This window comes from Micromonospora sp. NPDC005215 (assembly GCF_040607915.1).
Lineage (GTDB): Bacteria > Actinomycetota > Actinomycetes > Mycobacteriales > Micromonosporaceae > Micromonospora.
In genome coordinates this window covers 1-26,641 of sequence record NZ_JBEXHQ010000040.1, presented here as the reverse complement: position 1 = coordinate 26,641, position 26,641 = coordinate 1, and the positions used below count along the sequence as shown (strand labels likewise).

Genomic DNA, 26,641 nt, shown 5'->3' with positions numbered 1-26,641 from the left:
CCGGTCAGGGGGCGAGCGCCAGGTAACCCCGTTCGGCGGCAGCCTGGAGCAGCCACTGGTCCCGGTACCAGCCGTCGGTGGCGACCAGCTCGGTGTGCCGACCGCGCTGGATCACCCGACCGCCGTCGAGGACGACGATCTCGTCCAGCTCGGCGAGCCCGCTGAGCCGGTGGGTGATCAGCAGCACCGAGTGCCCGGCGGGCGTGGCGGCGAGGGCGGACGCGAGCACCGCGTCGGCGGCGGTCGGGTCCAGCCCTTCGGTGGGCTCGTCGAGCACCAGCACCGATGGCGCGGCGAGCAGGGCCCGAGCGAGCGCCAGCCGCTGCCGCTGGCCGCCGGAGAGCTGTCCGCCCTCCTCGCCGACAAGCGTGTCCCAGCCTGCCGGCTGGGCGCGTGCCCACTCCAACAGGCCGGCCGCCGCGGTGGCCGCGGTCAGCTCCTCCTCGCCGGCCCCGGCCCGCCCGAGCAGCAGGTTCTCCCGCACCGTGGCATGGAAGACGTACGCCTCGGCGAGCAGCCCGCCGACCGCGCGGGGCAGCGCCTCCTCGGCGTACGCCGACAGGTCTCGACCGTTCAGGGTGACCCGGCCGGACACCGGCCGGACGGTGCCGGTCAGCACGGCGGCCACTGTGCTCTTGCCGGCGCCGCTCGGGCCGACCACCGCGATCCTCCGCCCGGCCGGCAGGTCCAGGTTGATGCCGTCCAGGGCGGGTGCGGCGCCGTCCCGGTACCGCACCGTCACGTCGTCGAAGCGCAGCTCGGGCGGGCCGGTCAGGTCCGTGCTGCCGTCCGTGGCCGGGCGAGTCGACGGGTTGGCGTCGAGCAGGGCGGCCACCCGGGCCAGGCCGGGTCGCAGTTGGGTCCACTGTCGGGCCGCCGCGACCAGCGCCACTGTCACCTCGACGGCGGCCAGCGCGCCGACGGCCAGGACGCCCACCAGCACCCCGGGGACGTCGGCGGCCAGCGCGGCCAGCACCACCGCCGCGGCGGTCAGCCCGGCGGTCAGCACCCCGGCGGCGTCCACGGCGAACCCGGTGGCGGCCAGCCGGCGTTCCAGCCGGGCCAGCCGGCGGGCGCGCTCTTCGGCGTCGTGCAGCGCGCCGTCGGTCGCCCCGAACGCGGCCAGGTCGGCAGCGCCGTGGGTGAGGTCGATCGCGTCGGTGGCCAGTGCGCCGCGTAGCGGGGCCACCTCGGCCGCGCTGCGGCGGGTGACCGCGGTGGCCAGCGCGGGCAGCGCCACGCCGGCAACCAGCAGCCCGACGGCGAGCGCTCCGGCGGCCGGCGGGGAGATCAGCGCGGCGCCGGCGACCGCCAGCACACCGACCAGGGCCGCCGCCGAGCCCGGAACCAGCACCCGCAGCAGCAGGTCCTGGACCGCCTCGACGTCGGAGACCAGCCGGCTCAGCACGTCTCCCGAGCGGTGTACGGCGCTGCGCCGGGCCGCGAGGGTGGCGAAGACCTGGGCCCGTACGTCGGTGATCATGCGGAGCACCGCGTCGTGCCCGGCGAGCCGTTCGCTGTAGCGCAGCACGCCCCGACTGATCGCCAGCGCCCGGACCGCGACGATCGCCACGGTGAGCCGGTCCAGCGGAGGTTGACCGGCGGCGCTCATCAACAGCCAGGTGGCAGTGGCCATCAGGGCCAGCCCGGCGAACTCGGTGGCGGCCGCGAGCAGCCCGGCACCGACCAGGCGGCCCAGGTACGGCCGGGCCAGTCGCAACACGGCCCGTTCGGCGCTGGCCCGTCCACGCGGTGCGGGGTCGGCGGTGGCCCGCCCGCGAGGTGCCGGGTCGGCGACCGGCGTCGCGCCTGCCGGGCCCGGCCCGGGTGCCGCGCTCATCGGGGCGCCCTTCCGCTCGGTTCGGGTGTCAGTTCGGTGACCCGACCGTCCTCGACCCGCAGGATCCGGTCGGCGTCGGCGAGCAGCGCCGGTCGGTGTGCGACAAGCAGCGCGGTCCGGCCGGCGACCAGGCGGCGGGTGGCGTCGAGCACCACCGCCTCGGCGGCCGTGTCCAGGCGGGCGGTGGGTTCGTCGAGCAGCACCACCGGTGCGGCCCGCAGGAAGGCCCGCGCCAGCGCGACCCGCTGCCGCTGCCCGCTGGACAGTCCGTGCCCACGTTCGCCGAGCAGGGTGTCCAGACCGTCCGGCAGGCCGGCCACCACGTCGTCCAGGGCGGCGTCGTGCACCGCCGCGGCCAGTACGTCGGGCGGGGTGTCCGGTGCGCCGAGCCGGATGTTGTCGGCCAGCGAGGCGGCGAAGAGGTGGGCCCGCTGCGGCACCCAGGCGAGCTGCCGCCGCCAGGCGTCCGGGTCGGCGGTGGCGAGGTCGACCCCGTCCACCGTGACCCGGCCACTGGTCGGGGTCACGAAGCCGAGCAGCAGGCCGAGCAGGGTGCTCTTGCCGGCGCCGCTGGGCCCGATGATGGCGATCCGTTCACCAGGCCGGATGGTCACTGTCACGTCCCGCAGCGCGGTGGTCCGCTCGTACGCCACTGTCACCCCCTCGAACCGGATCTCGCGTCGCGCATCCGGGGTGGTGGCGCCCTCGGCGGCGCGGGGTGCGACGGGCGCGGCCGAGATGGTCAGCGCCTCGTCCAGCGCGGCGAGCCCCTCCATGCTGGCGTGGAAGCGGCTGCCGGCGGACCGCAGCGGCAGGTACGCCTCGGGGGTGAGCAGCAGCACCAGCAGCGCGGTCTGCAGGGCCAGCCCGCCGCCGAGCAGCCGGATGCCGACCGGCACCGCGACCAGGGCCACCGAGAGGGTGGCGACCAGCTCCAGCACGAGCGCGGAGAGGAACGCGATGCGCAGCGTCTTCATTGTGGCGACGCGGTGTCCGTCGGCCATCCGGCGCACCACGTCGGTCTGTGCGCGGGCCCGCCCGAAGGCGCGCAGCGTGGGCAGCCCGGCGACCATGTCCAGGAAGTGACCGCCGAGCAGCGACAGCCGCCGCCACTGCCGTTCGGTGGCGGCCTGCGCCTGCCACCCGAGCAGTGCGCCGAAGACCGGGATCAGCGGCAGGGTCAGCGCGATGATCACTGCCGAGCTCCAGTCGGCGAAGACGACCCGGGCCAGCACTGCCAGCGGCACCGTCACGCTGAGCACGAGCTGCGGCAGGTACCCGGTGAAGTAGGCGTCCAGTGCGTCCAACCCGCGCCCGGCCAGGGTGGCGATCTCACCGGCCCGCTGCCCGGCCACCCAGCCGGGCCCGTGTCGGCCCACCGCGCCGAGCAGGTCGGCGCGCAGCGTGGCCTTGACCGTGGCGGCCACCCGCGCGGAGACCGTGCCCTGCGCCCAGACCAGCGCGGAGCGGGCGGCGACCGCGATCACGAAGCCGGCCAACGCCTGTCGATCGAGCCGACCGTCGACGGCGGTGGCCAGCACCGCCGCGAGCGCGGTGGCCTGCGCCACGATCAACCCCGCGGCGAGCACACCCAGCAGCGCGAGCACGGCAAGGTCGCGCCGGGCCGCGGGGACCCGGCGCAGCAGACGTGGGTCGAACGGACGGCGGTTCACCAGTACACCGGTGCCCTGCCGTCGGTCCGTCCTCGGAAAACCCACCAGCACATCGCCTGGAAGCCTAGTAGGGCCGGAAGTAGCGGCAGCGCCACCCAGCCGAGCAGCCGCAGGGTCGGCGCGCTGGCGGCGGCGTCGGCCACCGTCAGCGAGGCGCCCGGGTCGGTAGTGGACACCAGCACGTAGGGCCAGAGGGCGGCGCCGACCAGCACCACCGGCAGCGCCAGGGCCGCGCCGGTGGCGACCAGGGCCCACCCCGGCCGCCGCCGCGCCAGCGCCGCGCGGGCCGCCAGCAGCGCCACCACCAGGAGCACCGGCAGGAGTACGGCCACCGTCGGCCGCTGGACCGCGTCGCGTACCCGGGCGGAGAGCAGTCCCACGACGGTGGCCAGCGCGACCGCGGTGAGTGCCACCGGCACCAGCCGGCGGGCCGTGTGGCCGACCACGGCGGCCTCGGCGGTCGGCAGTCGCAGGGTGAGGAACGTCGCCCCGTGCACCGCGACCAGAGCGACAATGGCCAGCCCGACGGCGGCCGCGAACGGGGTCGCGAGGTGTGACACCCCGGCGACGTGCCCGTCGGCCTGACGGGGTACGCCCTGCAGCAGCGCGGCGAGCACCACGCCCCAGCCCAGTGCGGCGAGGGCGCTGCCGATCGTCACGACGCGGTCCCAGCGGGCGCGGATCCGCTCGTCGGCGTGCCGGCTGCGCAGTTGCACCCCGGCGGTGACCAGGATGACGCCGACCAGGGCGCCGGCGACGGCCGGATAGCAGCCGGCGAGCAGCTCACCCTCCAGCATCGGAAACGCGCCGAACAGGATACCCACGGCTGCCACCAGCCAGACCTCGTTGCCGAGGAAGAACGGGCCGAGTGCGGTGAGCGAGGCCCGCCGCCCGGCCGGGCTTCCGCCCCGCGCGAGCAGCAGTCCGACGCCGTAGTCGTAGCCGGCGAGCACCAGGTAGCCAGCGAAGAAGAGGCCGAGCAGGGCGTACCAGGCGAGGTCCACGGTCTTCTCCTCAGATCCTCAGACGAGCGCGGGTTCGGGACGGGCCGGTTCGCCGGGTGGCGTCGGCGGGCGGCCGAGCGCCGGGTCGACGGCGCCACGTTTCGCGTGCCGGGCGAGCAGCACCCAGTTGGTGACGGCGAGGGCACCCAGCAGCAGGCTGAACCCGACAAGCGAGGCCAGCATCAGCGGGGCGCCGACCGGGGAGACCGCCTGCTCGGTGGGGAGCAGCCCGTACGCCACCCAGGGTTGCCGACCGACCTCCCGGGAGATCCAGCCGAGGATCACCGCGCCGAACGGCAGCGGCAGGGCCAGCAGGACCAGCCAGAGCGGGAAGCGCAACCGAATGATCCAGTCGCGGAAGAGCAGGGGCAGCAGCAACCAGACGCAGCCGAGGGTGAAACCGGTCAGGATCATGAAGCCGAGCCCGACGCTGGCCAGCACCGGCGGGGTGTAGTCGCCGGGGCCGAACCGCGCCGTCCACTCGGTGATCAGCGCCTGCGCCTCCGGGCCCTGGCCGCCGAACTTGGTCGGCTGCACGCTACCGACCGGGCCGAACTGGGCGAACCCGAAGCCCTGCACCAGGCTGATCGCCAACGCCGAGGTGACCAGGCCGATCCGCAGCGACGTGCGGAAAAGCGCGAAGTCAGGGGTACGCCGGATCAGGTGCCACGCGCTGACCGCCGCCATCAGCATCCCGCCGATCAGCAACGCGGCCGACACCACGTGTCCGAACGCCATCCCGAGGGTGGGGTTGGTGAGGAGCGCGCCGAAGTCGGTGAGGTGGGCGATCCCGTCGCGGACCTCGTACCCGACCGGGTTCTGCAACCAGGAGTTCGCCACCATGATCCAGAAGGCCGAGGCGTACGCGGTGATCGCCACACCCCAGAGCAGCGCCAGGTGGACACCCCTGCCGAGCCGGTGCCAGCCGAAGATCCACATTCCGAGGAACGTGGACTCCAGGAAGAACGCCACGAGCGTCTCGATCGCCAGCGGCGCGCCGAAGACGTTGCCGACGTAGCGCGACAGGCCACTCCAGTTCAGCCCGAACTGGAACTCCATCACGATGCCGGTGGCGATCCCGAGCACGTAATTGATCACGTAGAGCTGGCCCCAGTAACGGGTCAGCCGCTCCCACTTCGGGTTGCCGGTGAGCACCCAGGCGGTCTGCATCCCGACCAGCAGGGTGACCAGCCCGAGCGTGACGACCACGAACAGGAAGTGGATCGAGGTGGTGGTGGCGAATTGCAGGCGGGCGAGGAGCAGGGTGTCCATGGCCGGCTCTCCGTAGTGTTGGCTCGCTTGTCGTAGCCACCCTACACGTAGCTTCTCTACACGTCTGACTACTACGCGATGTCGTAGAGAAGTCTACGACATCGCGTAGTAGTTGTGAGTGCGGGTAAGGCCGCGCTGCTCGCGAAGGGTCGCAGGGTCGCAGGGTCGCGGAGGGTCGCGGAGGGTCGCGGAGGGTCGCGCTGGGCGCTGGGGTCAGCTCAGGAAGAGGGTGACCGGGAGGGCGACCAGCGTGGTGGCGACGGCGAGGGCGGTGGCGCCGAGCACGCGGGGTGGCCGGTCGCTGACCAGGAGACGCTGGACCCGTACGTCAAGATCGCGGTCGCCCATGCCCAGCGCGCCCGCCGGGGTGATCCGGTGACCAGCGGCGGCGAACCGGCGTAGCGCTCCCGCCAACGGTGCCTCGGCGTGCAGCTCACGGGCCTTGTCGTCGGCCCGCATCTCGACAAGCAGGGCGACCCGCTCGTGTGCGTCGCGGACCCAGGCGAACCACGGCAATGCGCGGCACAGCGCGGTGAACGGCAGCAGCACCAGGTCGTGCCGCTCGTGGGCATGCGCGCGCTCGTGGCTGAGCACGGCGGCCAGCTCGGCCCGATCCAGCAGGCTCAGCGTGCCGGCGCTCACCACCACCTGCGGCTTCACCCCCGGCAGGCAGTACGCGGCGGCGCTTGGATGATCCAGCACCAGCGCGCCGGGCGCGGCCGGATCGTCCCGGGCGACCAGGGAGAGCAGGTCCCGGTGCCGGCGCTGGGCGCGTACGGTGCCGTGGATGCTGCGCACGGTCGTGGTGACCAGCACCGCGCCGATGCCGAAGCCCACCCCGACGCCGGCGAGGTGGAAGGTGCTCATCCCGGCCGGCAGGGTGCCGTGGCCGAGGTCGTTGGCGAGGGCGAGCAGCGCACTTCCGGTCGGCAGGTCGTACGTGCTCAACCCGAGCGCCATCGGCAGGCCCATCGCGGAGAGGCCCAGCGCCAACCCGACGGCCTGCCAGCAGATGATCGCCACTCGGGGGCTGCGCCACGTCCAGGTGGAGCGGGCCAGCACCTGAGCCGTCAGATAGCAGGCCAGCATGGTGGCGGCGAAGTGCACGGCGTAGGCCATGGCGCGCCCTACCGCTCCGCTGCCTCGCCGGCAGGTCGCCGGCCTGCCGGCCCGTCCACCTGGTCGGTCAGTTCGGCACCGGACCCGGCCAGGCTCGGCCCGGCTGGTCCGACGGCACCGGTGCCACCGGCGGTGGTGTCCGACCCGGTCAGGCCGGCCTCGCTGCCGAGCGCCGCGCGCAGCACCTCGGCCTCGGTGCCGGTGACCGAGCGGGCGAAGCGCACCAGCGCGGCGTCCCGGCTGCCGCCCAGGTCGAGGGCGTCGAGCATGAGCTGGGCGATGTGCGCCTCGCGGCTGGCCGCTGGCCGGTACCGCCAGGCCCGACCTTCGCGCTCGCGCTGCACCATGCCCTTGCCGGCGAGTCGGTCCAGCACGGTCATCACCGTCGTGTACGCCAGCTCGCGGCCATCGAGCGCGTCGGCCACCTCTCGCACGGTCACACCATCCGACGTGCCAGGGACCACGTCCCACAACACGTCCATCACCGCACGCTCAAGATCGCCCAACCGAGTCACCGCCCAATCCTACCCCCGGTAGTAGACCCCACCCCACCCGACCAGGTCGATCATGGCGTCGACCGGCCCGGGGGACCGATTCCCCGCCAACCCCAACCCCATGATCAAGACGGCCGGGAGTGGGCGGGCTGGCGCAAGATCCGCACAAGAACAGGGATGTTGCTGCCTCCAGCGCTCTGGAGGCAGCAACATCCCGGAAGTTGCGCAGATCTAGGCCGCGCCGCCGGCCGCGTTGGCCGGCGACTCGACGTCGGGCAGGACCCGCACGCTGACCCACCCGACGGTTCCGGCCCACGTCAGGTTTTCCGGGGGAGCCCGCCCACGCAGGGATCAAGCCTGACCGCCCGGAGTGGGCGGGCTCCCCCGGAAAACCAAGAGGCCGAGAAACGCGATCACACCCCCTTGGGGTGCCACACCGTCTTCGTCTCCAGCAGCGCGGTCATCCGAGCCAGGCCCGGGTCGGCCGACCAGTCGTTGTCGGCCGGGGCGGGGCGGAGCACCCGCTTGAGGTTCTCCGCGGCCTTGACCTCGAGGTCGGTGGCGAGTGCGGTGTCGGTCACGCCGGTCAGGTCGATGGCGTTGACGTCCATGTGGGCCGCCAGCGCCGGCGCGGTTTCGGTGATCGCGCCGGTGAGGATGTTGACCACCCCGCCGGGCAGGTCGGAGGTGGCCAGCACCTCGGCCAGCGTCACCGCCGCCAGTGGCTCCGAGGGCGACGCTGCCACCACCACCGTGTTGCCGGTGACGATCGCCGGTGCGATGACGCTGACCAGGCCGAGCAGCGCCGGACGCTCGGGGGCGACCACCGCGACCACGCCGGTCGGCTCCGGGGCGGAGAGGTTGAAGTACGGGCCGGCGACCGGGTTGGCGCCGCCGTACACCTGGGCGAGCTTGTCGGCCCAGCCGGCGTACCAGACCCAGCGGTCGACCGCGGCGTCCACCTCGTCGCCGGGGATGCCCAGTGCGACGAACTGTTCGCGGCGGCCCTCCAGCATCTCGGCGGCCCGGTAGAGGATCTGACCCCGGTTGTACGCGGTCGCGCCGGCCCAGCCCTTCACGGCGGCGCGGGCGGCGACCACCGCGTCCCGGGCGTCCTTGCGGGAGGCCAGTGACACGTTCGAGGACTGCACGAGATACGACCGTCCCGACTCGCTGCGCGGGAACTTCCCGCCGATGAAGAGCTTGTACGTCTTGCGTACCGCGACCCGCTCAGACATTGAGGTACCCCTCCAGCCCGTGCCGGCCGCCCTCGCGACCGTAACCCGACTCCTTGTAGCCACCGAACGGCGAGGTGGGGTCGAACTTGTTGAACGTGTTGGCCCACACCACGCCGGCGCGCAGCCGATCGGCCGTCCACAGGATCCGGGAGCCCTTGTCGGTCCAGATCCCCGCCGACAGCCCGTACGGCGTGTTGTTGGCCTTTTCCACGGCCTCGGCCGGGGTGCGGAAGGTGAGCACCGACAGCACCGGGCCGAAGATCTCCTCGCGGGCGATGCGGTGTGCCTGGGTAACGCCGGTGAAGATCGTCGGCGCGAACCAGAAGCCCCGGTCGGGCAGTTCGCACGGCGGTGACCAGCGTTCGGCGCCTTCGGCGGAGCCGGCGTCGGACAGCTCGCGGATCCGCTCCAACTGGGCGGCGGAGTTGATCGCGCCGACGTCGGTGTTCTTGTCCAGTGGGTCGCCGACCCGGAGCTGGGCCATCCGCCGCTTCAGCGACTCCAGCACGCGGTCGGCCACGTTCTCCTGGACCAGCAGCCGGGAGCCGGCGCAGCAGACGTGCCCCTGGTTGAAGAAGATGCCGTTGACGATGCCCTCGACGGCCTGGTCGATCGGGGCGTCGTCGAAGACGATGTTGGCGGCCTTGCCACCCAGCTCCAGGGTGAGCTTCTTGGGGGTGCCGGCGACGGACCGGGCGATGGCCCGGCCGACCTCGGTGGAGCCGGTGAAGGCGACCTTGTCGACGCCGGGGTGCTCGACCAGGGCGCGGCCGGTGTCGCCGGCCCCGGTGACGATGTTGACCACGCCGGCCGGCAGGTCGGCCTGCTGGCAGATCTCGGCGAAGAGCAGCGCGGTCAGCGGGGTGGTCTCGGCCGGCTTCAGCACCACCGTGTTGCCCGCGGCGAGCGCCGGGGCGATCTTCCAGGACAGCATGAGCAGCGGGAAGTTCCAGGGGATGACCTGCGCGGCGACGCCGATCGGCTGCGGGTTGGCGCCGAAACCGGCGTGCGGGAGCTTGTCGGCCCAGCCGGCGTAGTAGAAGAAGTGCGCGGCGACCAGCGGCAGGTCGACGTCGCGGGACTCGCGGATCGGCTTGCCGTTGTCAAGTGATTCGAGGACGGCCAGCTCGCGGGAGCGTTCCTGGATGAGCCGGGCGATCCGGTACAGGTACTTGGCCCGGTCGCGGCCCGGCATCGGACCCCAGACCTTGTCGTACGCCGTGCGGGCGGCGCGTACCGCGCGCTCCACGTCGGCCGCGCCGGCCTCGGCGATCTCGGCCAGCACCTCCTCGGAGGCGGGGTTGATCGACTTGAAGCTGCCGCCGTCGGTCGGGTCGACGAACTCACCGTCGATGAACAGCCCGTACGAGGGCTTGAGGTCCACCACCGAGCGGGACTCGGGGGCGGGGGCGTATTCGAACATCGGCTATCAGTCCAGGGTGAAGTAGTCGGGACCGGAGTAGACGCCGGTCGTCAGCTTGGTGCGCTGCATGAGCAGGTCGTTGAGCAGGCTGGACGCGCCGAAGCGGAACCAGTCCGGGTCGAGCCAGTCCGCGCCGACTGTCTCGTTGACCATCACCAGGTACTTGGTGGCGTCCTTGGTGGTCTTGATGCCACCGGCCGGCTTCACGCCGACCTGCCGCCCGGTCGCCGCGCGGAAGTCGCGAACTGCCTCCAGCATCACCAGCGTCACCGGCAGCGTCGCCGCGACGGGGACCTTGCCGGTGGAGGTCTTGATGAAGTCGCCACCGGCCAGCATGGCCAGCCAGGAGGCCCGCCGCACGTTGTCGTAGGTGGCCAGCTCACCGGTCTCCAGGATCACCTTGAGGTGGGCGTCCCCGCAGGCTTCCCTGGTGGCCACGATCTCGTCGTAGACCTCCTTGTACCGCCCCGCCAGGAACGCGCCCCGGTTGATCACCATGTCGATCTCGTCGGCGCCGGCCGCCACGGCGGCCCGGGTGTCGGCGAGTTTGATCTCCAACGGCGCCTGGCCCGACGGGAACGCGGTCGCCACGCTGGCCAGGTGCACGCCGCTGCCGGCCAGCACCTCGGCCACGTACGGGACCATCGCCGGGTAGACGCAGACCGCGCCGACGTGTGGGCAGGACGGGTCGGCCGGGTCGGGGCGCAGCGCCTTCGCGGCGAGCGCGCGCACCTTGCCCGGGGTGTCCGCCCCCTCCAGGGTGGTCAGGTCGACCATCCGGATCGCCAGGTCGATCGCCTGGGCCTTGGCGGTGGTCTTGATGGATCGGGTGCCGAGCTGCGCCGCCCGCTGCTCCGCGCCGACCTGGTCCACGCCCGGTAGGCCGTGCAGGAAGGTCCGCAGAGCGGTCTCGGATCGTCCCAGCTCGGAGAGCTCCGACCGGGCCGACGTCGTTGTCGCCGTCATGCCCCGAAGTCTACGCACCGGAACGCCTGGTGATCTTGCTCACAGTCGGTGGGCAGACGTGAGCGGCGTCGCTGGTCCGACCGCACCCGCACCGGCCTGCCGTGGGGACCGGTAGGTTGAGCGATCGTGGACGTACACGTCATTGACCACCCGCTGGCCCAGTCGAGATTGACCGCCATGCGGGACGCGCGCACCGATTCCTCGACGTTCCGGGCCGCGCTGCACGAACTGACCACCATGCTGGTGTACGAGGCGGCGCGCACCTTCCCCGTCGAGCGGTACCCGGTGCAGACGCCGGTCACCGGCACCGAGGGCACCCGGCTGGCCAACCCGCCGCTGCTGGTCCCCGTGCTGCGGGCCGGCCTGGGCATGGCGAACGCCGCGCTCGGCCTGCTGCCGGAGTCCTCGATGGGCTTCGTCGGCCTGGCCCGCGACGAGGAGACCTACGAGCCACGCGCGTACATGGAGTCGTTGCCCCGCGATCTGGCCGGGCTGCCGGTGCTGGTGCTGGACCCGATGTTGGCCACCGGTGGCTCGCTGGAGCACTCCTGTCGACTGCTGGCCGACCGCGGCTGCACCGACATCACAGTGCTCTGCGTGCTCGCCGCGCCGGTCGGCATCGAGCGGCTGGAACGCTCCGGTCTGCCGTTGCGCCTGGTCACGGCGTCGATCGACGAGGCGCTCAACGACCGCATGTTCATCGTCCCCGGGCTCGGGGACGCCGGCGACCGCCAGTTCGGCGGCATGCCCCGGTTCTGAGGGCGGTACCCCGGTCGGTGCCGGGTCCGGCGGGTCCGTGCGCGGTGGTGCGCGGACCCGCTACCGTCTCCGGCCATGACTGGTGTTGCGCTCGCCGAGGAGCTGCTGCTCCTCGCCTACGACGACACGACCGGCAAGGCGACAATGCCGCGAATCAGCCTGGACCTGGGCATGGCCGCCGCGGTGCTGGTCGAGCTTGCCCTGGCCGGCCGGATCGCGTACGCCGACGGGTCGTTGGCGGTGATCGACCCGACGCCCACCGGCGAGCCGGTCGCCGACGAGGTGTTGGGCCGGGTCGCGGCCGACACCCCGCACAGCCCGGCTTCCTGGGTGCAGCGCCTGCGGCACGGCCTGCGGGACCGGATTCTCGGCGACCTGTGCAGCCAGGGTGTGGTCCGCGACGTCGACGAGACCGAGTTGGGCTTCATTCACGTGCACCGCTACCCGGTCGTGGACGCCTCCGTGGAGGCGGAGACCCGGCAGCGGCTGGCCGAGGCGCTGACCGGCGCGGCGGCCCCGGACGAGCGGACCGCCGCGCTGGCCACCCTGGTCGTGGTGCTGCGGATGGAGTCCGCGCTCGGGGTGAGCGGCGAGACCGCCGCCGACGCGCGCCGCCGGCTGGCGGAGATCGCCACCGGCGCCGGCTTCTCCGGCGAGGTGAACACCGACGACTCGGTGGTCCGTCCGTCGGTCGGCCTGGTCGTGGCCGCCCTGGGCCGGGCCGTCGACCAGGCCCTAGGCCCGCGCCGCTGAGCGTCGGGTCGACCCCACTCGGCGTGCCCTTTGCTCTGCACCCGCCCAAGCGCCAGTGACCGACAGTGATTGGCGCTTCCGCGGGTGCAGAGCAAAGGGCGAACGTGTTGTGGGTGGGTGCTGGCGGGGTTCAGATGCCCAGGGCAGCGCTGACCTCGGCGCGCAGCGCGGCGACGGCCGACGCCGCCCGGCCGCGGGCCGTCGGGACGTCACCGTCCACGACCGGCTCCACCACCTCGAGGTACGCCTTGAGCTTCGGCTCGGTCCCGGATGGGCGGATCACCACCCGGGCCACAGCGGTCCGCAGGATCACCACGTCCGCCTCGGGCAGCAGGTCCCGGACGCTGTCGACCGGGTGCCCGAGCAGGGTGGCCGGGGTGGCCGCCCGGATCCGGGCCATGGCGTCGGTGATCACCCGCAGGTCCTCCACCCGGGCGGATAGCTGGTCGGTGTGGTGCACGCCGAACTCGGCGGCCAACTCGTCCAGCCGGTCGATCAACGTACGACCCTGCGTCTTCAGGCCGGCGGCCAGCTCGGCCACTGTCAGCGCGGCGGTGATGCCGTCCTTGTCCCGGACGTGCTCCGGGGCGACGCAGTAGCCGAGCGCCTCCTCGTAGCCGAAGACCAGCGGCGCGCTGCCACCGCCGGCCCGCACGATCCACTTGAAGCCGGTAAGCGTCTCGTCGTAGGGCAGACCCCGGGCCGCGCACATCGCCCGCAGCAGCGACGACGAGACGATTGTGGTGGCGTAGAGCCCGGTCACCCCACGGCGCATCAGGTGGTCGGCGAGCAGGACACCCACCTCGTCGCCGCGCAGCATCCGCCAGGTCTGCCCGCCGTCGCCCGCGCTGTCACGGACGACCACCGCGCACCGGTCGGCGTCCGGGTCGTTGGCGATGGCGAGGTCCGCGCCGGTGGAGTCGGCCAGCGCGATCAACCGGTCCACCGCCCCCGGCTCCTCCGGGTTGGGAAACGACACCGTCGGAAACGCCGGGTCCGGCTCGGCCTGGTCGGGCACCACACCGGGAACCGGGAAACCGGCGCGGGCGAAGGCGGCGGTGAGCACCGCCGCGCCCACCCCGTGCAGCGGGGTGTACGCCACGGTCAGGTCCCGCGGCCCGTCCGGGTCGATCACCGCGGTGGCCCGTTCCACGTACGAGGCGGCCAGGTCGTCACCGAGCACCTGCCCGGGTGGGCCCAGCGGCACCTGGGTCAGCGGGCCGACCGCCCGGATGGCCGCCTCGATACCGGCGTCGGCGGGCGGGACGATCTGCGCGCCGGCACCCAGCTCACCGCCCAGTTCCGCGCCTAGGTAGACCTTGTAGCCGTTGTCCTGGGGCGGGTTGTGGCTGGCCGTGACCATCACTCCGGCGACCCCGCCGAGGTGGCGCACCGCGTACGCCAGCACCGGGGTGGGCAGCGGGCGGGGCAGCAGCAGCGCCGGACGGCCCGCGCCGGTGGCCACCTGGGCGGTGCGCTCGGCGAACTGCCGGGAGCCGTGCCGAGCGTCGTACCCGATCACCAGCGGGCCGGTGCCGCCCTGGGCCGCGAGCCAGGTGACCAGGCCGGCAGCGGCCTGGGTGACCACTGCGAGGTTCATGCCGTTCGGGCCGGCGCGCAGCGGGCCGCGCAGGCCCGCGGTGCCGAACGTGAGTGGACCGGCGAACCGGTCGGCCAGCTCCGGGGCGCTCGCCGGCAGTCGGTCGAGCACCGCCGTCAGCTCGTCCCGGCTGGCCGGGTCGGGGTCGTCGGCCAGCCAGCGTCGGGCTTGCTCGCGAATGTCGTCGATGTCAGTGGTGTCCGCCGCCATGCCTCTTGATAGCACGGCGGCGGATCACCGCTGTCGGTTCCCTCGGCTCAGCCTTCGCCGGTGAGCTGGAACGTCCTGGCCATCTCGTCGAAGATCGGCTTGCTCTCCGCGAACTTGGCGTCCGTCGCCGTCAGGTAGAACGAGTACGCCTTGCCGCCCTCCGCCACGCCACGCCAGACGCCGTGCCGCATGACGTCGCCCTGGCCGCAGGTGTATTCGAATTCGGCGGCCGGCTTGCTCGCCAGTTGGGTCTCGATGGCGTTGAGCTGCTGGTACGGCTTGACGCAGGAGGTGCTCCTGGTCTTGAGACCGTTTTCCGCCGTCTCCGCCCAGCGGTTGGCGTCGCTTGACCACTTCTCCGTGATGATGCGCACCTTGCGGCCGCTGTCCTCCGGGTCGATGTAGTCGGTGTAGGAAGGGCCGGTGGCCTTCTTCCAGCCCTTGGGCACCATGACCTGGATGCCGCGGGCCGCGTGCTCCTGCATCTCGACAGTGGGAGCCGCCGGGGCGGACGCGGTGGACTGCGCCGCCGGGGTGTTCGACGGCGGGTCGTCGCCGCCGGAGAGGGCCACCACGGTGAGCAGCAGCACGACGACCAACCCGCCGGCCGCGGCGAGCTGCACCTTGCGGGGCCAGCCCTTGACCGTGCCGACGAGCTGACCACCGGTGGCGCGGACCTTGCCGAGAGCGCCGCCGCCGCCCGAAGCGGCGGGCGAGGTGGCCCAGGGCTGGCCGGTGCCCGGCACCGACCACTGGTTGCCGCCACCGTAGGTGCCGCCGCCGATGCGTTGGGTGGCCTCCGGTGCGCCGCCGTATCCGACCTGCTGGGTGGCATCGGCCGGGCTGCCGTAGCTGACCCGCTGGGTGGCGTCCGGGTGTGCGCCGGCGTCCACCCGCTGAGTGGTGTCGGCGCTGCCACCGTAGGTACGCCCGGAGGACGGCTGGCCGGGGCCGGGCATCGCGCCGGTGGGCGTGTGCAGCGGGCCGGACAACGCGTCGGCGCTGGTCTCGTCGAACCCGGTGGCACTGGTCGGGGCGGCCGGCTGAGGGCGCCCCTCCCGGCGCAGCGCGGCCAGCCGGTCGGTCAGGGACTCACCCGTGGCCAGCATCGCCGGGCCACCGATCTGGTTGTCCGGCTTCGGCTCCGGCGGGGGCGGCGGGAGGACGGGCACCGGGCGTTGCTGCACCGGCACCACCGCGTACGGGTCGGTGACCGAGTGCACAGCGGTCGCGGTGCTGCCGAGCGGGCCGGCGAGCAGCTCGCGCAACATGGCCCGGGAGGTGTGCACGTCCAGCCGGCGCGCCGGGTCCTTTTCCAGCAGGCCCATCAGCACGCGGGTCAGCGGGCCGCTGCGCTGCGGCGGGGCCGGTGGGTCCTCGACCACGGCGTGCATGGTCTCGATCGGGTCACCCTTGTCGAACGGGGGTCGCCCCTCCACCGCCGTGTAGAGCGTCACACCCAGCGAGAAGAGGTCGCTCGGCGGACCGAACTCCTGGCCCATGGCCCGCTCGGGCGAGATGAAGTGCGGCGAGCCGAGCACCATGCCGGGGGTGGTGAGCTGCACGTCGGTGGGCATCCGAGCGACCCCGAAGTCGGTGAGCACGCACCGCCCGTCGGTGCAGATCAGCACGTTGGCTGGTTTGACGTCGCGGTGCAGCACGCCGATCGCGTGCGCCACCTCCAACGCGCCGAGCAGCGCTATGCCGATCTTGGCGACGGCGCGGGGCGCGACCGGCCCGTCCTCGATCACCATGTCGGCGAGGCTGCGGGCGTCCAGCAGCTCCATCACGATCCACGGCCGACCGGCCTCGGTGACCACGTCGTACACCTGCACCACCGCCGGGTGCTGGATGGCGGCGGCGGCCCGCGCCTCGCGCAGGGTGCGTTCGTACATGGCGTCACGGTCGCTGGGGGCCAGCCCCGGAGGCAGGACGACCTCCTTCACCGCCACGTCGCGGCGCAGCAGGGTGTCTGTGGCACGCCACACCGTGCCCATGCCGCCGTTGCCCACCGAGGACCGCAGCGAGTACCGGTCACCGATGGTGGTGCCGGGTGCTGCGCGGCCGTTGGCGGAACTGACTGGTCCGCCGCTCCACGTCGGGATCTGAGTCACAGAAAAGCCACCGGGGGAAATCGAGGGGGGCTGGGACACAACCCCCCTATCTTGCTGGTTCCGACGCCCGATGCGAAAGCCGACGCGACGGACGTTTATCGAAGTCGACAGAAAGTGCCCCGTCGTTCACCTCCTGTCGACGGCTCGGGACAGGCTGTGCGGTATCCCTCACCCGACCACGGGCCTGGGCGTCCTACCATCCGGGGATGAACGAACGGCGGTCAAGCGAGTCCGGTTTTCCGATCAAGGGCGTCTACACGGGCGCGGACCTTCCGGAGGACCTGGACTCCCGGCTGGGCGCCCCCGGCGAGTTTCCGTACACCCGGGGGGTCTACCCCACCATGTACACCTCCCGTCCGTGGACCATGCGCCAGTACGCCGGCTTCGGCACCGCCACCGAGTCCAACGCGCGGTACCACCAGCTGTTGCGGGCCGGCACGATGGGCCTCTCGGTCGCGTTCGACCTGCCGACCCAGATGGGCTACGACTCCGACGAGCCGATCGCGCACGGCGAGGTCGGCAAGGTGGGCGTCGCCATCGACTCCATCGAGGACATGCGGCTGCTCTTCGCCGACATCCCGCTGGACAAGGTCTCCACCTCGATGACCATCAACGCGCCCGGCTCGGTGCTGCTGCTGCTCTACCAGCTCGTCGCCGAGGAGAACGGGGTGGCCGGCCCGGCGCTCAACGGCACGATCCAGAACGACATCCTCAAGGAGTACATCGCCCGGGGCACGTACATCTTCCCGCCGAAGCCGTCGCTGCGCCTGGTCGCGGACACGTTCGCGTACTGCCGCAAGGAGGTGCCGAAGTGGAACACCATCTCCATCTCCGGCTACCACATGGCCGAGGCCGGCGCGACGCCCGCGCAGGAGATCGCGTTCACCCTGGCCAACGGCGTCGAGTACGTGCGGGCGGCGCTGGCCGCCGGGCTCGCGGTGGACGACTTCGCGCCCCGGCTGTCGTTCTTCTTCGTGGCCCGCACCACACTGCTGGAGGAGGTCGCGAAGTTCCGCGCCGCCCGCCGGATCTGGGCCCGACTGATGCACGACGACTTCGGCGCGAAGGATCCGAAGTCGCTGATGCTGCGTTTCCACACCCAGACCGCGGGCGTGCAGCTCACCGCGCAGCAGCCGGAGGTGAACCTGGTCCGGGTGGCGGTGCAGGGGCTGGGCGCGGTGCTCGGCGGCACGCAGTCGCTGCACACCAACAGCTTCGACGAGGCGATCGCGCTGCCCACCGAGAAGGCGGCCCGGCTCGCGCTGCGTACCCAGCAGGTGCTGGCGTACGAGACCGACCTGACCGCCACCGTCGACCCGTTCGCCGGGTCGTACGTGGTGGAGGCGATGACCGCCGAGATCGAGGCCGCCGCGCTCGAGTTGATGGAGCGGGTGGCCGATCACGGCTCGGCGGTGGACGCGATCGAGGCCGGGTTCCAGAAGCGGGAGATCGAGCAGTCCGCGTACCGGATCGCGCAGGAGATCGACTCGGGTGAGCGGGTGGTGGTCGGGCTCAACCGGTTCACCGTGGACGAGGAGGAGCCGTACGAGCCGCTGCGCGTCGACCCGACGATCGAGGCGGCCCAGGCCGAGCGGCTGGCGCGGTTGCGCTCCGAGCGGGACGGCGAAGCCGTGACGCGGGCCCTCGCCGATCTGCGGGCCGCCGCGGAGGGCTCGGACAACGTGCTCTACCCGATGAAGGAGGCGCTGCGGGCCCGGGCCACAGTGGGTGAGGTCTGCGGGACGCTGCGCGAGGTGTGGGGGCTGTACCGGCCCACCGATCGCTTCTGAGCGTCCCGGTCGCGGACGCGACGCGGTGTGTCCATCGCGCTGGGCGGGTACCGGGTCGGAGGAGCGCGGACGCACACGGTGTGCGCCCGTGGCGGACGACGCCATGTGAGCGTCCCTATCCGGCTCGTTGCGGAGTGTGGTCGGCTAATTGTCGGAGTGTCAGTTCATCACCCCGACTAATGCGACAATTTGCACCAGGATCCGCGCGTCTTCCGCCAGGTTCGGAGCCGCCGCGATCGGTTACGCGTTGTAGGAGGTGAGGGGCGGATGTCGGCGTTCGATAGCGATCTACCTGCTGTCCCACACATCTCCGAGCGCTCCGAACAGGGCATACCTGACGCTGCGCGTTCTGATCATTACCGTAACGAGGTTGCGCAGCGTCACCGTCGGAGGTCTAGGCTGTCTGCTGTCCCCGATGATCCATCCATTTCTAGTGATCGAGAATTCGACGTGACGAGTGCGATGACGCTGCCCACGGGTGGCCAGCTGGCGTCGTCCTGGCTGGAGACGCCGCCAGGCTCCCAGCCGCTGCCCCGCGAACTGGACCACCTCCTCGCCCTCCGGGTTCCGGGGCTGATCGCTACGCGCCGTCACCTCCACTCGCACCCTGAGCTGTCCGGCAACGAGTTCGAGACGGCCGCCCTGATCGCCCGGGAGCTCTCGCTGGCCGGGCTCACCCCCCGCCTGCTGCCCAACGGCAACGGTGTGATCTGCGACGTCAACGGCCGGCCGGACGGCCCCGTGGTCGCGCTGCGGGCCGACATCGACGCCCTGCCCCTCGACGACCCCAAGGACGTGCCCTACCGGTCGACGGTGGAGGGCGTCTGCCACGCCTGCGGGCACGACGTGCACACCTCGATCCTGCTCGGCGTCGGCATGCTGCTGGCCCAACTCGCCGACCTGGGTGAGCTGGACGGGCGGGTCCGGCTCATCTTCCAGCCGGCCGAGGAGATTCTGCCCTGTGGCTCGCTGGAGGTCATCGAGGCCGGTGGCCTGGACGACGTGGTGCAGATCTTCGCGCTGCACTGCGACCCGAACCTGCCGGTGGGGCAGGTCGGCCTGCGGGTCGGCCCGATCACCGCGGCCGCCGACAACGTGACCGTCCGGCTGTCCGGCCCGGGAGGGCACACCGCCCGACCGCACCTGACGGTCGACCTGGTCGACGCGCTCGGCCGGTTGGTCACCGAGGTGCCCGCCCTGGTCAGCCGCCGGGTGCCGGCCAACAGTGGCCTGCTGCTGGTCTTCGGCCACGCGTCGGCCGGCACCCGTTACAACGTCATCCCCTCCGAGGCGAGCGCCTCCGGCACCCTGCGGGTGATGGACCGCGACACGTGGGAGCAGGCACCCAAGATCGTCGCTCAGGTGGTCCGGGACGTGATCGCGCCGACCGGCGCCACCGTCGACCTGGAATACCTGCGCGGCCGGCCGCCGGTGTGCAACGACTCCCGGGCGATCCAGGTGTTGACGGCGGCCACCGCCGCCGCGCTCGGTCCGGAAGGGATCGCCGAGACACCGCAGAGCATGGGCGGCGAGGACTTCTCCTGGTACCTGGAGTACGTCCCCGGCGCCCTCGCCCGGCTCGGTGTGGGCCGCTCGGGTCCCAACGTCGACCTGCACCGGGCAAGCTTCGACGTGGACGAGCGGGCCATCCCCGCCGGCGTACGCGTCATGGTGCAGACCGCGCTGCGGGCACTGGCGGCGGCGCGCTGACCGGAGCGGTAGGGATCGAGATCCTCTTCCGCCGGCGCAGCACCAGCAGCAGGACCGCCACCGGTACGCCGAAAGCCACAAGCCACGGCAGCAGCGCCCCCAGCACGGTGAGCAGGACGGTCAACGAGGCGACGAACGCCTTCCAGCCACCCTTGAGCCCGACCAGGAAGCCGGTCTCGGCCTTCTCCTGGGTGGTCTTCGCCGCCGGCCCGACCAGTGTCACGGTGATCGTGGAGAGGGCGGTCAGGTCGGCCAGCCGCCGCTTCTTGGCTTCCAACGACGCCAGGTCGGCCTCGCGGCGACCCAGCTCGTTCTCCAACGACACCAGGTCGGTGATCGAGGTGGCGCGGGCCAGCAACCGGCGGGCGCTCTCCACCCTGGCCCGCTGACTGGTGATACGCGCGTCGAGGTCGACGATCGCCTCGGTGGCGTCCTCGGTGCTGATCTCCCGGCTCTGCTGGCTGCCGCGCTTCGCGATCTCGTCCACCACGTCGGTGAACTTCGCCGCCGGCACCCGCAACTGCAACTCGGCCACCGCGTCGGCACCGGCACTGCGCCGCTGGTCACCGCCGATGAAGCCACCGGATCGGGTGGCCAGGGCGCTCACCTCGCGGGCGGCGGCGTCCACATCGTCCACCTGCACCCGCATCGAACCGGTGTAGATGATGGCCCGCTGGTCGACGCGCAGGTCCGGTGCGCCGGTGCCGGCCTCCTGGGGTGCCCCGGCCCCGCCCTGCTGCGGTTCCCCGGCCTTGGCCGCCTCGGGTGCTGCTGCCGCATTGTCCCGCGCAGCGTCGCCGTTCGCCGCCGGGGCGTCGGCCGCGGTGTCCGTCGACCCGCTGTCGCCGGCCCCGCAGCCGCTCAACGCGAGCGCCGCCGCCAGTGCCGTTACCGCCAGCAGTCTGCCGCGGCGTCGTACCACCTGTCCGTCCATCCCCGCTCCCCTCGTTGTCGTCCGGTGTGGCGATAGCTCGGACGCGGCGCACACGTCGGCTGGTTCCGGCAGACTGCGCTGAGGACGTCACGATTCGATAATCGAGGAGTCACGATGCGGCTCACCAAGTACGCCCACTCCTGCCTCCGGGTGGAACACGACGGGGGAGTGCTCGTCGTCGACCCCGGTGTGTTCGGCGACTCCGCGACGGCGTTGGACGGCGCGGACGCGGTGCTCATCACCCACAAGCACCCCGATCACCTCGACCTGGCCGCGGTGCGCCGGCAACTCGACCGGCAGCCGTTCGCGATCCACGGGCCCGCCTCGCTCGCCGAGACCCTGGGCGACGCGGCCGAGGTGTTGCACCCGGTCACCCCCGGTGAGTCGTTCACCGCCGCCGGGGTCGCCATCCGGGCGTACGGGGGGCGACACGCGGTGATCCACCCCGACATCCCGGTGGTGGACAACCTCGGTTACCTGATCAACGACGTGGTCTACCACCCGGGTGACTCCCTGGTGGTGCCCGACGAGACACCCGTCGACACGCTCTTCGCCCCGATCCACGCCCCCTGGTCGAAGTTCTCCGAGGTGCTCGACTTCATCCGCGCGGTCGCGCCCCGGCGGGCGTACGCCCTGCACGACGGCCTGCTCAACGACAACGGTCTGGGCGTGCTGAACGGGCAGTACGCCGCGCTGTCCGGCACCGAGTACCAGCGGCTGGAGCCCGGCAGCCGGGTGGACGTCTGACCCGATGCCCGGCCCCTCAACGGAGCTGGTGCAGCAGCTCTACCGCATCCCACCGGACCGGTTCGTGGCCGCCCGGGACGCCGCCGTGGCCGACGCCCGCCGTGCCGGCGATCCGGGCACCGCCCGACAGCTGGCCCGGCTACGTCGCCCGACGGTGGCGGCCTGGCTGGTGAACCTGCTGGCCATCCAACGCCCGGAGCTGGTCGCCGACCTGGTCCAGCTCGCCGATGCGCTGCGTACGGCCCAGCGGGAGCTGCGCGGGCCCCGGCTGCGGGAATTGTCAGCGCAACGCCGGGCGGTGGTCGCCGCCCTGGTCGCCGAGGTCCGCAAGCTCGCGGCGGCGGAGCCGGACGCGCCACCGGCCGGTCGGCTGCCCCTGGCCGAGGTGGAGTCGACACTGAACGCGGCGTTCTCCGACGTCGACGTCGCCGAGCAGGTCCGGGCGGGCCGCCTGCTCCGGGCGGCCAGCTACGCCGGCTTCGGCGAGGTGCCCCGGCCGCAGCTGAGGCTGGTCACCGGCGACGACGAGGAGCCGGAGGAGGAACGCCCGGCCCGCCGACCGGCCGCCCAGCGGGGGCGTCCCGAGGCAGCCGCCCGCACGGACCGGGCAACCTCCCGCACGGACCAGACAACCTCCCGCACGGACCGGGCCGCGGAGCGCGCCGAGCAGGCCGCGCAGCGGGCCGCCCGTGCCGAGCGGGCCCGGCAGCGCCGCGCCCTGGACCGGGAGCTGGCCAGGGCCCGGACCGACCAGCAGCGCGCGGAGGCCGAGCTGACCGAGGCGGCCGGGCAGGAGCGGGACGTTGCCGCCGTACTCGATGGAATCGAGGCCGAGCTGGCCGAGCTGGAGCGGCGGCGGGCGGTCGCCGAGCAGGATCTCAGCCGGGCCAAACTCGCTCGGCGTGCCGCCGAGCGTGCGGCCACCGTGGCGCGGCGGCGCGCGGGCGAGGTCGAGGCGGCGGTCGAGGCGTTGGCGGCCGAAGAGGGGGATGCGGACGCGGGCGGTGGCGCGGCAGACTGACAATCGATGGACGACGACGAGTGTGCGGGCCGTCCAGGGCGGGTGATCCCGGATCGGGGCCTCGTCGTGGTCGACGGATCGGGTTGCCCGAGAGGGCCGCTCGGATGACACCGGAGCAGGTCGCTGCCGCCAGCAAGCCGGTCGTGCTCGACCTCGGCGACGCGTTCACCCGGGACCCGGCCACGTTGCGCCGGGCCCGGCTGCTCGGCATCTCCGGCTGGGCGTTCTACATCAGTGGCCGGGCTGGCGCGCTCGGCGATGTGCGGGCCGAGACGGCCGCCGCGGCGCTCGGGTTCATCGCCCCGGACGCGGTCGCCGACGGGTGGGACGCCGCCGCCCGGGTCGTCCCGCCGGTCGAGGTGGCGGCAGCGAGCCTCGCCGAGTGCTGCCGATGGGGCGCGCAGCAGCTCGACGCCCTGCCCGCCACCGAGCGCCTGACAGTGCTCGTCGAGCGGGCGGTGGTGGCGGCGGACGCCAGCGCCATGCCGCTCTTCGCCGCCTGGCGGGCCATGCCGCTGCCGGATCTCTCGCCGGGGGCCCGCACCGCCGCCGGGCTGCGACTGCTCCGGGAGCACTTCACCGGTGCCTACCTGCTGGCGGTACGCGCCGCCGGGATGACCCCGCTGGAGGCCGTGCTGGCCGGGCCGGAGGGGGAGGCCGGGGCGGTGGCCTGCGGCTGGCCGCCGCCCTACCCGCCGATCGGGCCGTTGGTGCGTCGACGACTCTGGGCGGAGGCGGTGACCAACCGTCTCGTCGCGCCGGCGTTCACGGCCCTCGGCCCGGCTGCCGGCGCCGAGCTTGTCGAGTTGCTGCACCGCACCCGGGCCGACCTCGCCGCCGGTGTGTGATTGACGACCCCGCTCGCACCCGATCCGTGGTCCGGTCGGCGGCGGTAGCAGACTGGGGAGGTGCGATACGCGCTGCTACGCCGACGCGGTGCCGGTGGGGCGGGACCGCAACTCGGTGACGTAGTCGTCCGGGGCGCCCGCCTTCTCGGCGGCGTTCGCGATCTCGGAGAGATACCACGAGGTCGGCAGGCCGCCCTCGTACCCGTTGAACACGTAGATCCACGCGGTCACGTCGCCGTCGAGGGTGGAGACCCGGACGTGCAGCTTGCGGTACGTGCCGGCGGTCACCCCCTCGATCTCGTCGAGCTGGGCCGCGTCGTACGGGTGGATGTCGTAGAGCGCCACGAAGACCCGGTCACCGGGAGACTCGACAAGGGTGCTCACCGCGCCCTCCCAGCCGATCACGTCCGCCCCGGCGAAGGTCAGCCGCCAGCCTTCCAGCCAGCCGGTGCCCACCATCGGCGAATGCGGACAGTAGGCGCGCATCCGGGCAGGGTCGAGATTTGAGCCGTAGGCGGCGTGATGACGCACGGCGATGACGATAGCCCGACCAACGGGTGGGGGAGAATACGACAGTGCGTGTCGAATGCGCTCGAGAGAACAAAGTCACTGTGAGCATTGACGAAGGGCGAACGCTGTGAGCCGGATCGTGATCATCGGTGGGGGGCCGGCCGGGTACGAGGCGGCCCTGGTCGCCGCCCAGCTGGACGCCGATGTCACAGTGGTGGAGGCCGATGGTGCCGGCGGGGCCTGCGTGCTCTCCGACTGCGTACCGTCGAAGACCTTCATCGCCAGCTCCGGGGTGGTCACCGGTTACCGGGACACCGAGGAGTTCGGGGTGCACTCGGACGGCCTGGAGGCGGTCACCGTCGACGCGCGGGCCGTGCACGAGCGGGTCAAGCGACTGGCGTTGGCGCAGTCCGCCGACATCCACGCCAAGCTGCTCAAGGCCGGGGTTGCCTTCGTGGCCGGCACCGCCCGGCTCGGCGAGGACGCCCTCGGGCACACCCACCGGGTCGTCGTGACCCCCGCGGACGGCGGCGAGGAATACTCCATCGACGCGACCACCGTGCTGGTGGCCACCGGCTCGACACCCCGCCAGCTACCCACCGCCGTACCGGACGGTGAGCGCATCCTGACCTGGCGTCAGGTGTACGACCTGCCGGAGCTGCCCGAGCACCTGATCGTTGTCGGCTCCGGTGTCACCGGCGCGGAGTTCGCCAGCGCCTACCTGGCCATGGGCGTCCAGGTCACCCTGGTGTCCAGCCGCGACCGGGTGATGCCGCACGAGGACGCCGACGCCGCGTCCGCCATCGAGCGGGTGTTCCGCAACCGGGGCATGGAGATCCTCAACAACTCCCGGGCCGACGCGGTCCGGCGTACCGCCGACGGCGTCGAGGTGGCACTCTCCGACGGCCGCCGGGTCACCGGCTCGCACGCGCTGATCACTGTCGGATCGATTCCGAACACGGCCAACCTGGGCCTGACCGAGTACGGCGTCGCGCTGGGCCGGGGCGGCTACGTGACGGTCGACCGGGCCTCCCGGACCAACGTGCCCGGCATCTACGCCGCCGGTGACTGCACCGGGGTGCTGCTGCTGGCCAGCGTCGCCGCCATGCAGGGTCGGATCGCCATGTGGCACGCGCTCGGCGAGGCGGTGCGCCCGCTGCGGCTGCGCACCGTGGCGGCGAACGTCTTCACCGACCCGGAACTGGCCACCGTGGGTGTCTCGCAGGACGAGGTGGACGCGGGCAAGGTGCCGGCCCGGCAGGTGATGCTGCCGCTCTCCGGCAACGCCCGGGCGAAGATGGACGATCTCTCCGACGGCTTCGTGAAGTTGTTCTGCCGGCCGGCCAGCGGTCAGGTGATCGGCGGGGTGGTGGTCGCGCCGAAGGCCAGCGAGCTGATCCTGCCCATCACCATGGCGGTGGAGAACAACCTCACCGTCAACGAGTTGGCGCAGACCATCACCATCTACCCGAGCCTCTCCGGCTCGATCACCGAAGCGGCCCGCCAGCTGATGCTCCACGAGCTGGAGTGACGGTGGCAGCCGGACCGGCGATGACTCTGGTCGATGAGCTGGAGCGGGTGAGGGCGAGTGCCACGGTGGTGAGCACACCGACCTCGGTGAGGATGAGCAGACGCTCGGCCAACCCGATCAGCACGCGGTCTCCCGGATAGGCCGACCAGACCATGGCCGCGGCCAGGACGAGACTGGTCAGCGCCAAGCCGCGCAGCCAGCGGGCGGCCGGCGTGAGGTGGTCCCGGCGGGCGAGCAGCCAGCCGCCGACCGGCAGCGCCAGGAACGCGATGACCGAGGCGTACCGGTGCAGGTACGCGGCGGTGGTCATGGCGGTGCCCGGCTCGTTGGTCGGTACGACCGCGGCCAGCAGCAGCCCGCCCACCCACGCGCCGAGCAGCAGCTCGGCCGTCCGCCCGGGGTCGGGTCGGGGTGAGTCGGTGCGGTGCAGCCCGTACAGCAGCGCCACAGTGGCGAGCGCCAGCACCACCATGGCGACGTCGATGACGCCGCCCCGGTCGGAGACGGCGAAGTCGCTGATGGTCAGCGCCCACGGGCTGAGGTCGTCGTTGACTTCCAGGTGACCGATCACGGTGAGCAGCGCCGCCAGGGCGATCCCGCCGAGGGCCAGCAGACCGGTGTTCCGGGTTCCAGGCATGTCTCAGCCTGTCGCCGGAAGGACCCGAGCCGAATCCGGGACGGCCACCGAATTCGGACCCCGGGACTCCCCCTAGACGAGTAAGTCCTGAGTCCGGTGGCGCGGTTGTGCCAGATCGCGGAGGTCATGGCGAGTGGGCGCTGTGCGATGCACGGGAAGAAACCGCAGCCATCGGGCCTCGCAACGAACCCCCGGTGAAGCCTGTGCCACCGCGACGGTCAGTAACTCGGCGTCCGACAACCCAGGCGGCCGGCCCGCACGCCGAGGCCGTAGCGGAGGGCCGCTCGCCATCCGCTGTGGCTGCCCGCCATCGCGATGTGCTGGTGAGCGGTATACCTCAGAGGTATAAATATGGGTCTTGTGACGTGTCTGTGGGTGGTTGGGCGCGTCGTTTTTGGCGCACGCCGTTGTCCTGCCTAGGTTCTGGCTTGTCGAAGGTCGGAACCGG

22 protein-coding genes are annotated in these 26,641 nt (G+C 72.5%); 8 read left to right on the top strand and 14 right to left on the bottom strand.

The features are described from left to right. Positions 1-4: 4 nt before the first annotated feature. From cydC to deoC, 9 genes are all read right to left on the bottom strand, one after another. Positions 5-1,840, bottom strand: a complete 1,836-nt coding sequence (gene cydC, locus ABZU25_RS25625) for a thiol reductant ABC exporter subunit CydC (RefSeq protein WP_355031914.1) — start codon at positions 1,838-1,840, stop codon at positions 5-7. After that, positions 1,837-3,513, bottom strand: a complete 1,677-nt coding sequence (gene cydD, locus ABZU25_RS25620) for a thiol reductant ABC exporter subunit CydD (RefSeq protein WP_355031913.1) — start codon at positions 3,511-3,513, stop codon at positions 1,837-1,839. The genes cydC and cydD overlap by 4 nt, the downstream gene beginning before the upstream one ends. Beyond that, the gene (locus ABZU25_RS25615) at positions 3,510-4,517 is read right to left on the bottom strand and encodes a cytochrome d ubiquinol oxidase subunit II (RefSeq protein WP_355031912.1); all 1,008 of its coding nucleotides are present in this window, start codon (positions 4,515-4,517) and stop codon (positions 3,510-3,512) included. The genes cydD and ABZU25_RS25615 overlap by 4 nt, the downstream gene beginning before the upstream one ends. Before the next feature lie 18 nt (positions 4,518-4,535). Further along, on the bottom strand, positions 4,536-5,789 hold the full coding sequence (locus tag ABZU25_RS25610) for a cytochrome ubiquinol oxidase subunit I (RefSeq protein WP_355031911.1): 1,254 nt from the start codon (positions 5,787-5,789) through the stop codon (positions 4,536-4,538). A gap of 213 nt (positions 5,790-6,002) precedes the next feature. Then, the gene (locus tag ABZU25_RS25605; protein WP_355031910.1) at positions 6,003-6,908 is read right to left on the bottom strand and encodes a M56 family metallopeptidase; all 906 of its coding nucleotides are present in this window, start codon (positions 6,906-6,908) and stop codon (positions 6,003-6,005) included. Positions 6,909-6,916: 8 nt separating this feature from the next. Next, complete coding sequence (locus ABZU25_RS25600; protein WP_355031909.1) at positions 6,917-7,423, bottom strand: BlaI/MecI/CopY family transcriptional regulator; 507 nt, start codon at positions 7,421-7,423, stop codon at positions 6,917-6,919. Between the two features lie 392 nt (positions 7,424-7,815). Continuing rightward, positions 7,816-8,640: an aldehyde dehydrogenase family protein gene (locus ABZU25_RS25595; RefSeq protein ID WP_355031908.1), complete on the bottom strand. Its 825-nt coding sequence runs from the start codon at positions 8,638-8,640 to the stop codon at positions 7,816-7,818. Then, complete coding sequence (locus tag ABZU25_RS25590; RefSeq protein WP_355031907.1) at positions 8,633-10,063, bottom strand: aldehyde dehydrogenase family protein; 1,431 nt, start codon at positions 10,061-10,063, stop codon at positions 8,633-8,635. The genes ABZU25_RS25595 and ABZU25_RS25590 overlap by 8 nt, the downstream gene beginning before the upstream one ends. 6 nt (positions 10,064-10,069) lie before the next feature. Beyond that, positions 10,070-11,029 (bottom strand): deoxyribose-phosphate aldolase, encoded by a 960-nt coding sequence (deoC, locus tag ABZU25_RS25585; protein WP_355031906.1) that lies wholly within the window; start codon positions 11,027-11,029, stop codon positions 10,070-10,072. A gap of 126 nt (positions 11,030-11,155) precedes the next feature. On the opposite strand from deoC, the gene upp reads away from it, so the two are divergent. Together upp and ABZU25_RS25575 are read left to right on the top strand one after the other, a co-directional pair. Next, positions 11,156-11,788 carry a uracil phosphoribosyltransferase gene (upp, locus tag ABZU25_RS25580; protein ID WP_355031905.1) on the top strand — a complete coding sequence of 211 codons (633 nt, stop codon included), beginning with the start codon at positions 11,156-11,158 and terminating at the stop codon, positions 11,786-11,788. 75 nt (positions 11,789-11,863) lie between these two features. Continuing rightward, positions 11,864-12,541, top strand: a complete 678-nt coding sequence (locus ABZU25_RS25575) for a GPP34 family phosphoprotein (RefSeq protein ID WP_355031904.1) — start codon at positions 11,864-11,866, stop codon at positions 12,539-12,541. Between the two features lie 130 nt (positions 12,542-12,671). On the opposite strand, the gene ABZU25_RS25570 is transcribed toward ABZU25_RS25575, so the two are convergent. Both ABZU25_RS25570 and ABZU25_RS25565 read right to left on the bottom strand, forming a co-directional pair. Next, positions 12,672-14,351, bottom strand: a complete 1,680-nt coding sequence (locus tag ABZU25_RS25570; protein ID WP_355031903.1) for a phospho-sugar mutase — start codon at positions 14,349-14,351, stop codon at positions 12,672-12,674. Positions 14,352-14,398: 47 nt separating this feature from the next. Further along, positions 14,399-16,465, bottom strand: coding sequence for a serine/threonine-protein kinase (locus tag ABZU25_RS25565; RefSeq protein ID WP_355031902.1), 2,067 nt, complete (start codon positions 16,463-16,465; stop codon positions 14,399-14,401). A 206-nt stretch (positions 16,466-16,671) separates the two neighbouring features. On the opposite strand from ABZU25_RS25565, the gene ABZU25_RS25560 reads away from it, so the two are divergent. Then, the gene (locus ABZU25_RS25560) at positions 16,672-18,255 is read left to right on the top strand and encodes a methylmalonyl-CoA mutase family protein (protein ID WP_355031901.1); all 1,584 of its coding nucleotides are present in this window, start codon (positions 16,672-16,674) and stop codon (positions 18,253-18,255) included. A gap of 450 nt (positions 18,256-18,705) precedes the next feature. Continuing rightward, the gene (locus tag ABZU25_RS25555; protein WP_355031900.1) at positions 18,706-19,965 is read left to right on the top strand and encodes an amidohydrolase; all 1,260 of its coding nucleotides are present in this window, start codon (positions 18,706-18,708) and stop codon (positions 19,963-19,965) included. Here ABZU25_RS25555 and ABZU25_RS25550 read toward each other — a convergent pair. Next, the gene (locus ABZU25_RS25550; protein ID WP_355031899.1) at positions 19,922-20,899 is read right to left on the bottom strand and encodes a DUF4349 domain-containing protein; all 978 of its coding nucleotides are present in this window, start codon (positions 20,897-20,899) and stop codon (positions 19,922-19,924) included. The genes ABZU25_RS25555 and ABZU25_RS25550 overlap by 44 nt on opposite strands. Before the next feature lie 114 nt (positions 20,900-21,013). On the opposite strand from ABZU25_RS25550, the gene ABZU25_RS25545 reads away from it, so the two are divergent. The 3 genes from ABZU25_RS25545 to ABZU25_RS25535 all read left to right on the top strand — a co-directional run bounded on the left by ABZU25_RS25545 (position 21,014) and on the right by ABZU25_RS25535 (position 23,515). Next, positions 21,014-21,646, top strand: coding sequence for an MBL fold metallo-hydrolase (locus ABZU25_RS25545; RefSeq protein ID WP_355031898.1), 633 nt, complete (start codon positions 21,014-21,016; stop codon positions 21,644-21,646). A gap of 4 nt (positions 21,647-21,650) precedes the next feature. Then, the gene (locus ABZU25_RS25540; protein WP_355031897.1) at positions 21,651-22,667 is read left to right on the top strand and encodes a hypothetical protein; all 1,017 of its coding nucleotides are present in this window, start codon (positions 21,651-21,653) and stop codon (positions 22,665-22,667) included. A gap of 104 nt (positions 22,668-22,771) precedes the next feature. Next, entirely contained in the window at positions 22,772-23,515 is a 744-nt protein-coding gene (locus tag ABZU25_RS25535; protein ID WP_355031896.1) for a hypothetical protein, read from the top strand. Positions 23,516-23,590: 75 nt separating this feature from the next. On the opposite strand, the gene ABZU25_RS25530 is transcribed toward ABZU25_RS25535, so the two are convergent. Then, on the bottom strand, positions 23,591-24,046 hold the full coding sequence (locus ABZU25_RS25530) for a gamma-glutamylcyclotransferase (protein WP_355031895.1): 456 nt from the start codon (positions 24,044-24,046) through the stop codon (positions 23,591-23,593). A gap of 106 nt (positions 24,047-24,152) precedes the next feature. Between ABZU25_RS25530 and ABZU25_RS25525 the strand changes: the two genes are divergently transcribed. Further along, positions 24,153-25,556, top strand: coding sequence for an NAD(P)H-quinone dehydrogenase (locus tag ABZU25_RS25525; protein ID WP_355031894.1), 1,404 nt, complete (start codon positions 24,153-24,155; stop codon positions 25,554-25,556). Here ABZU25_RS25525 and ABZU25_RS25520 read toward each other — a convergent pair. Next, positions 25,513-26,193: a DUF998 domain-containing protein gene (locus ABZU25_RS25520; RefSeq protein ID WP_355031893.1), complete on the bottom strand. Its 681-nt coding sequence runs from the start codon at positions 26,191-26,193 to the stop codon at positions 25,513-25,515. The genes ABZU25_RS25525 and ABZU25_RS25520 overlap by 44 nt on opposite strands. Positions 26,194-26,641 lie beyond the last annotated feature (448 nt).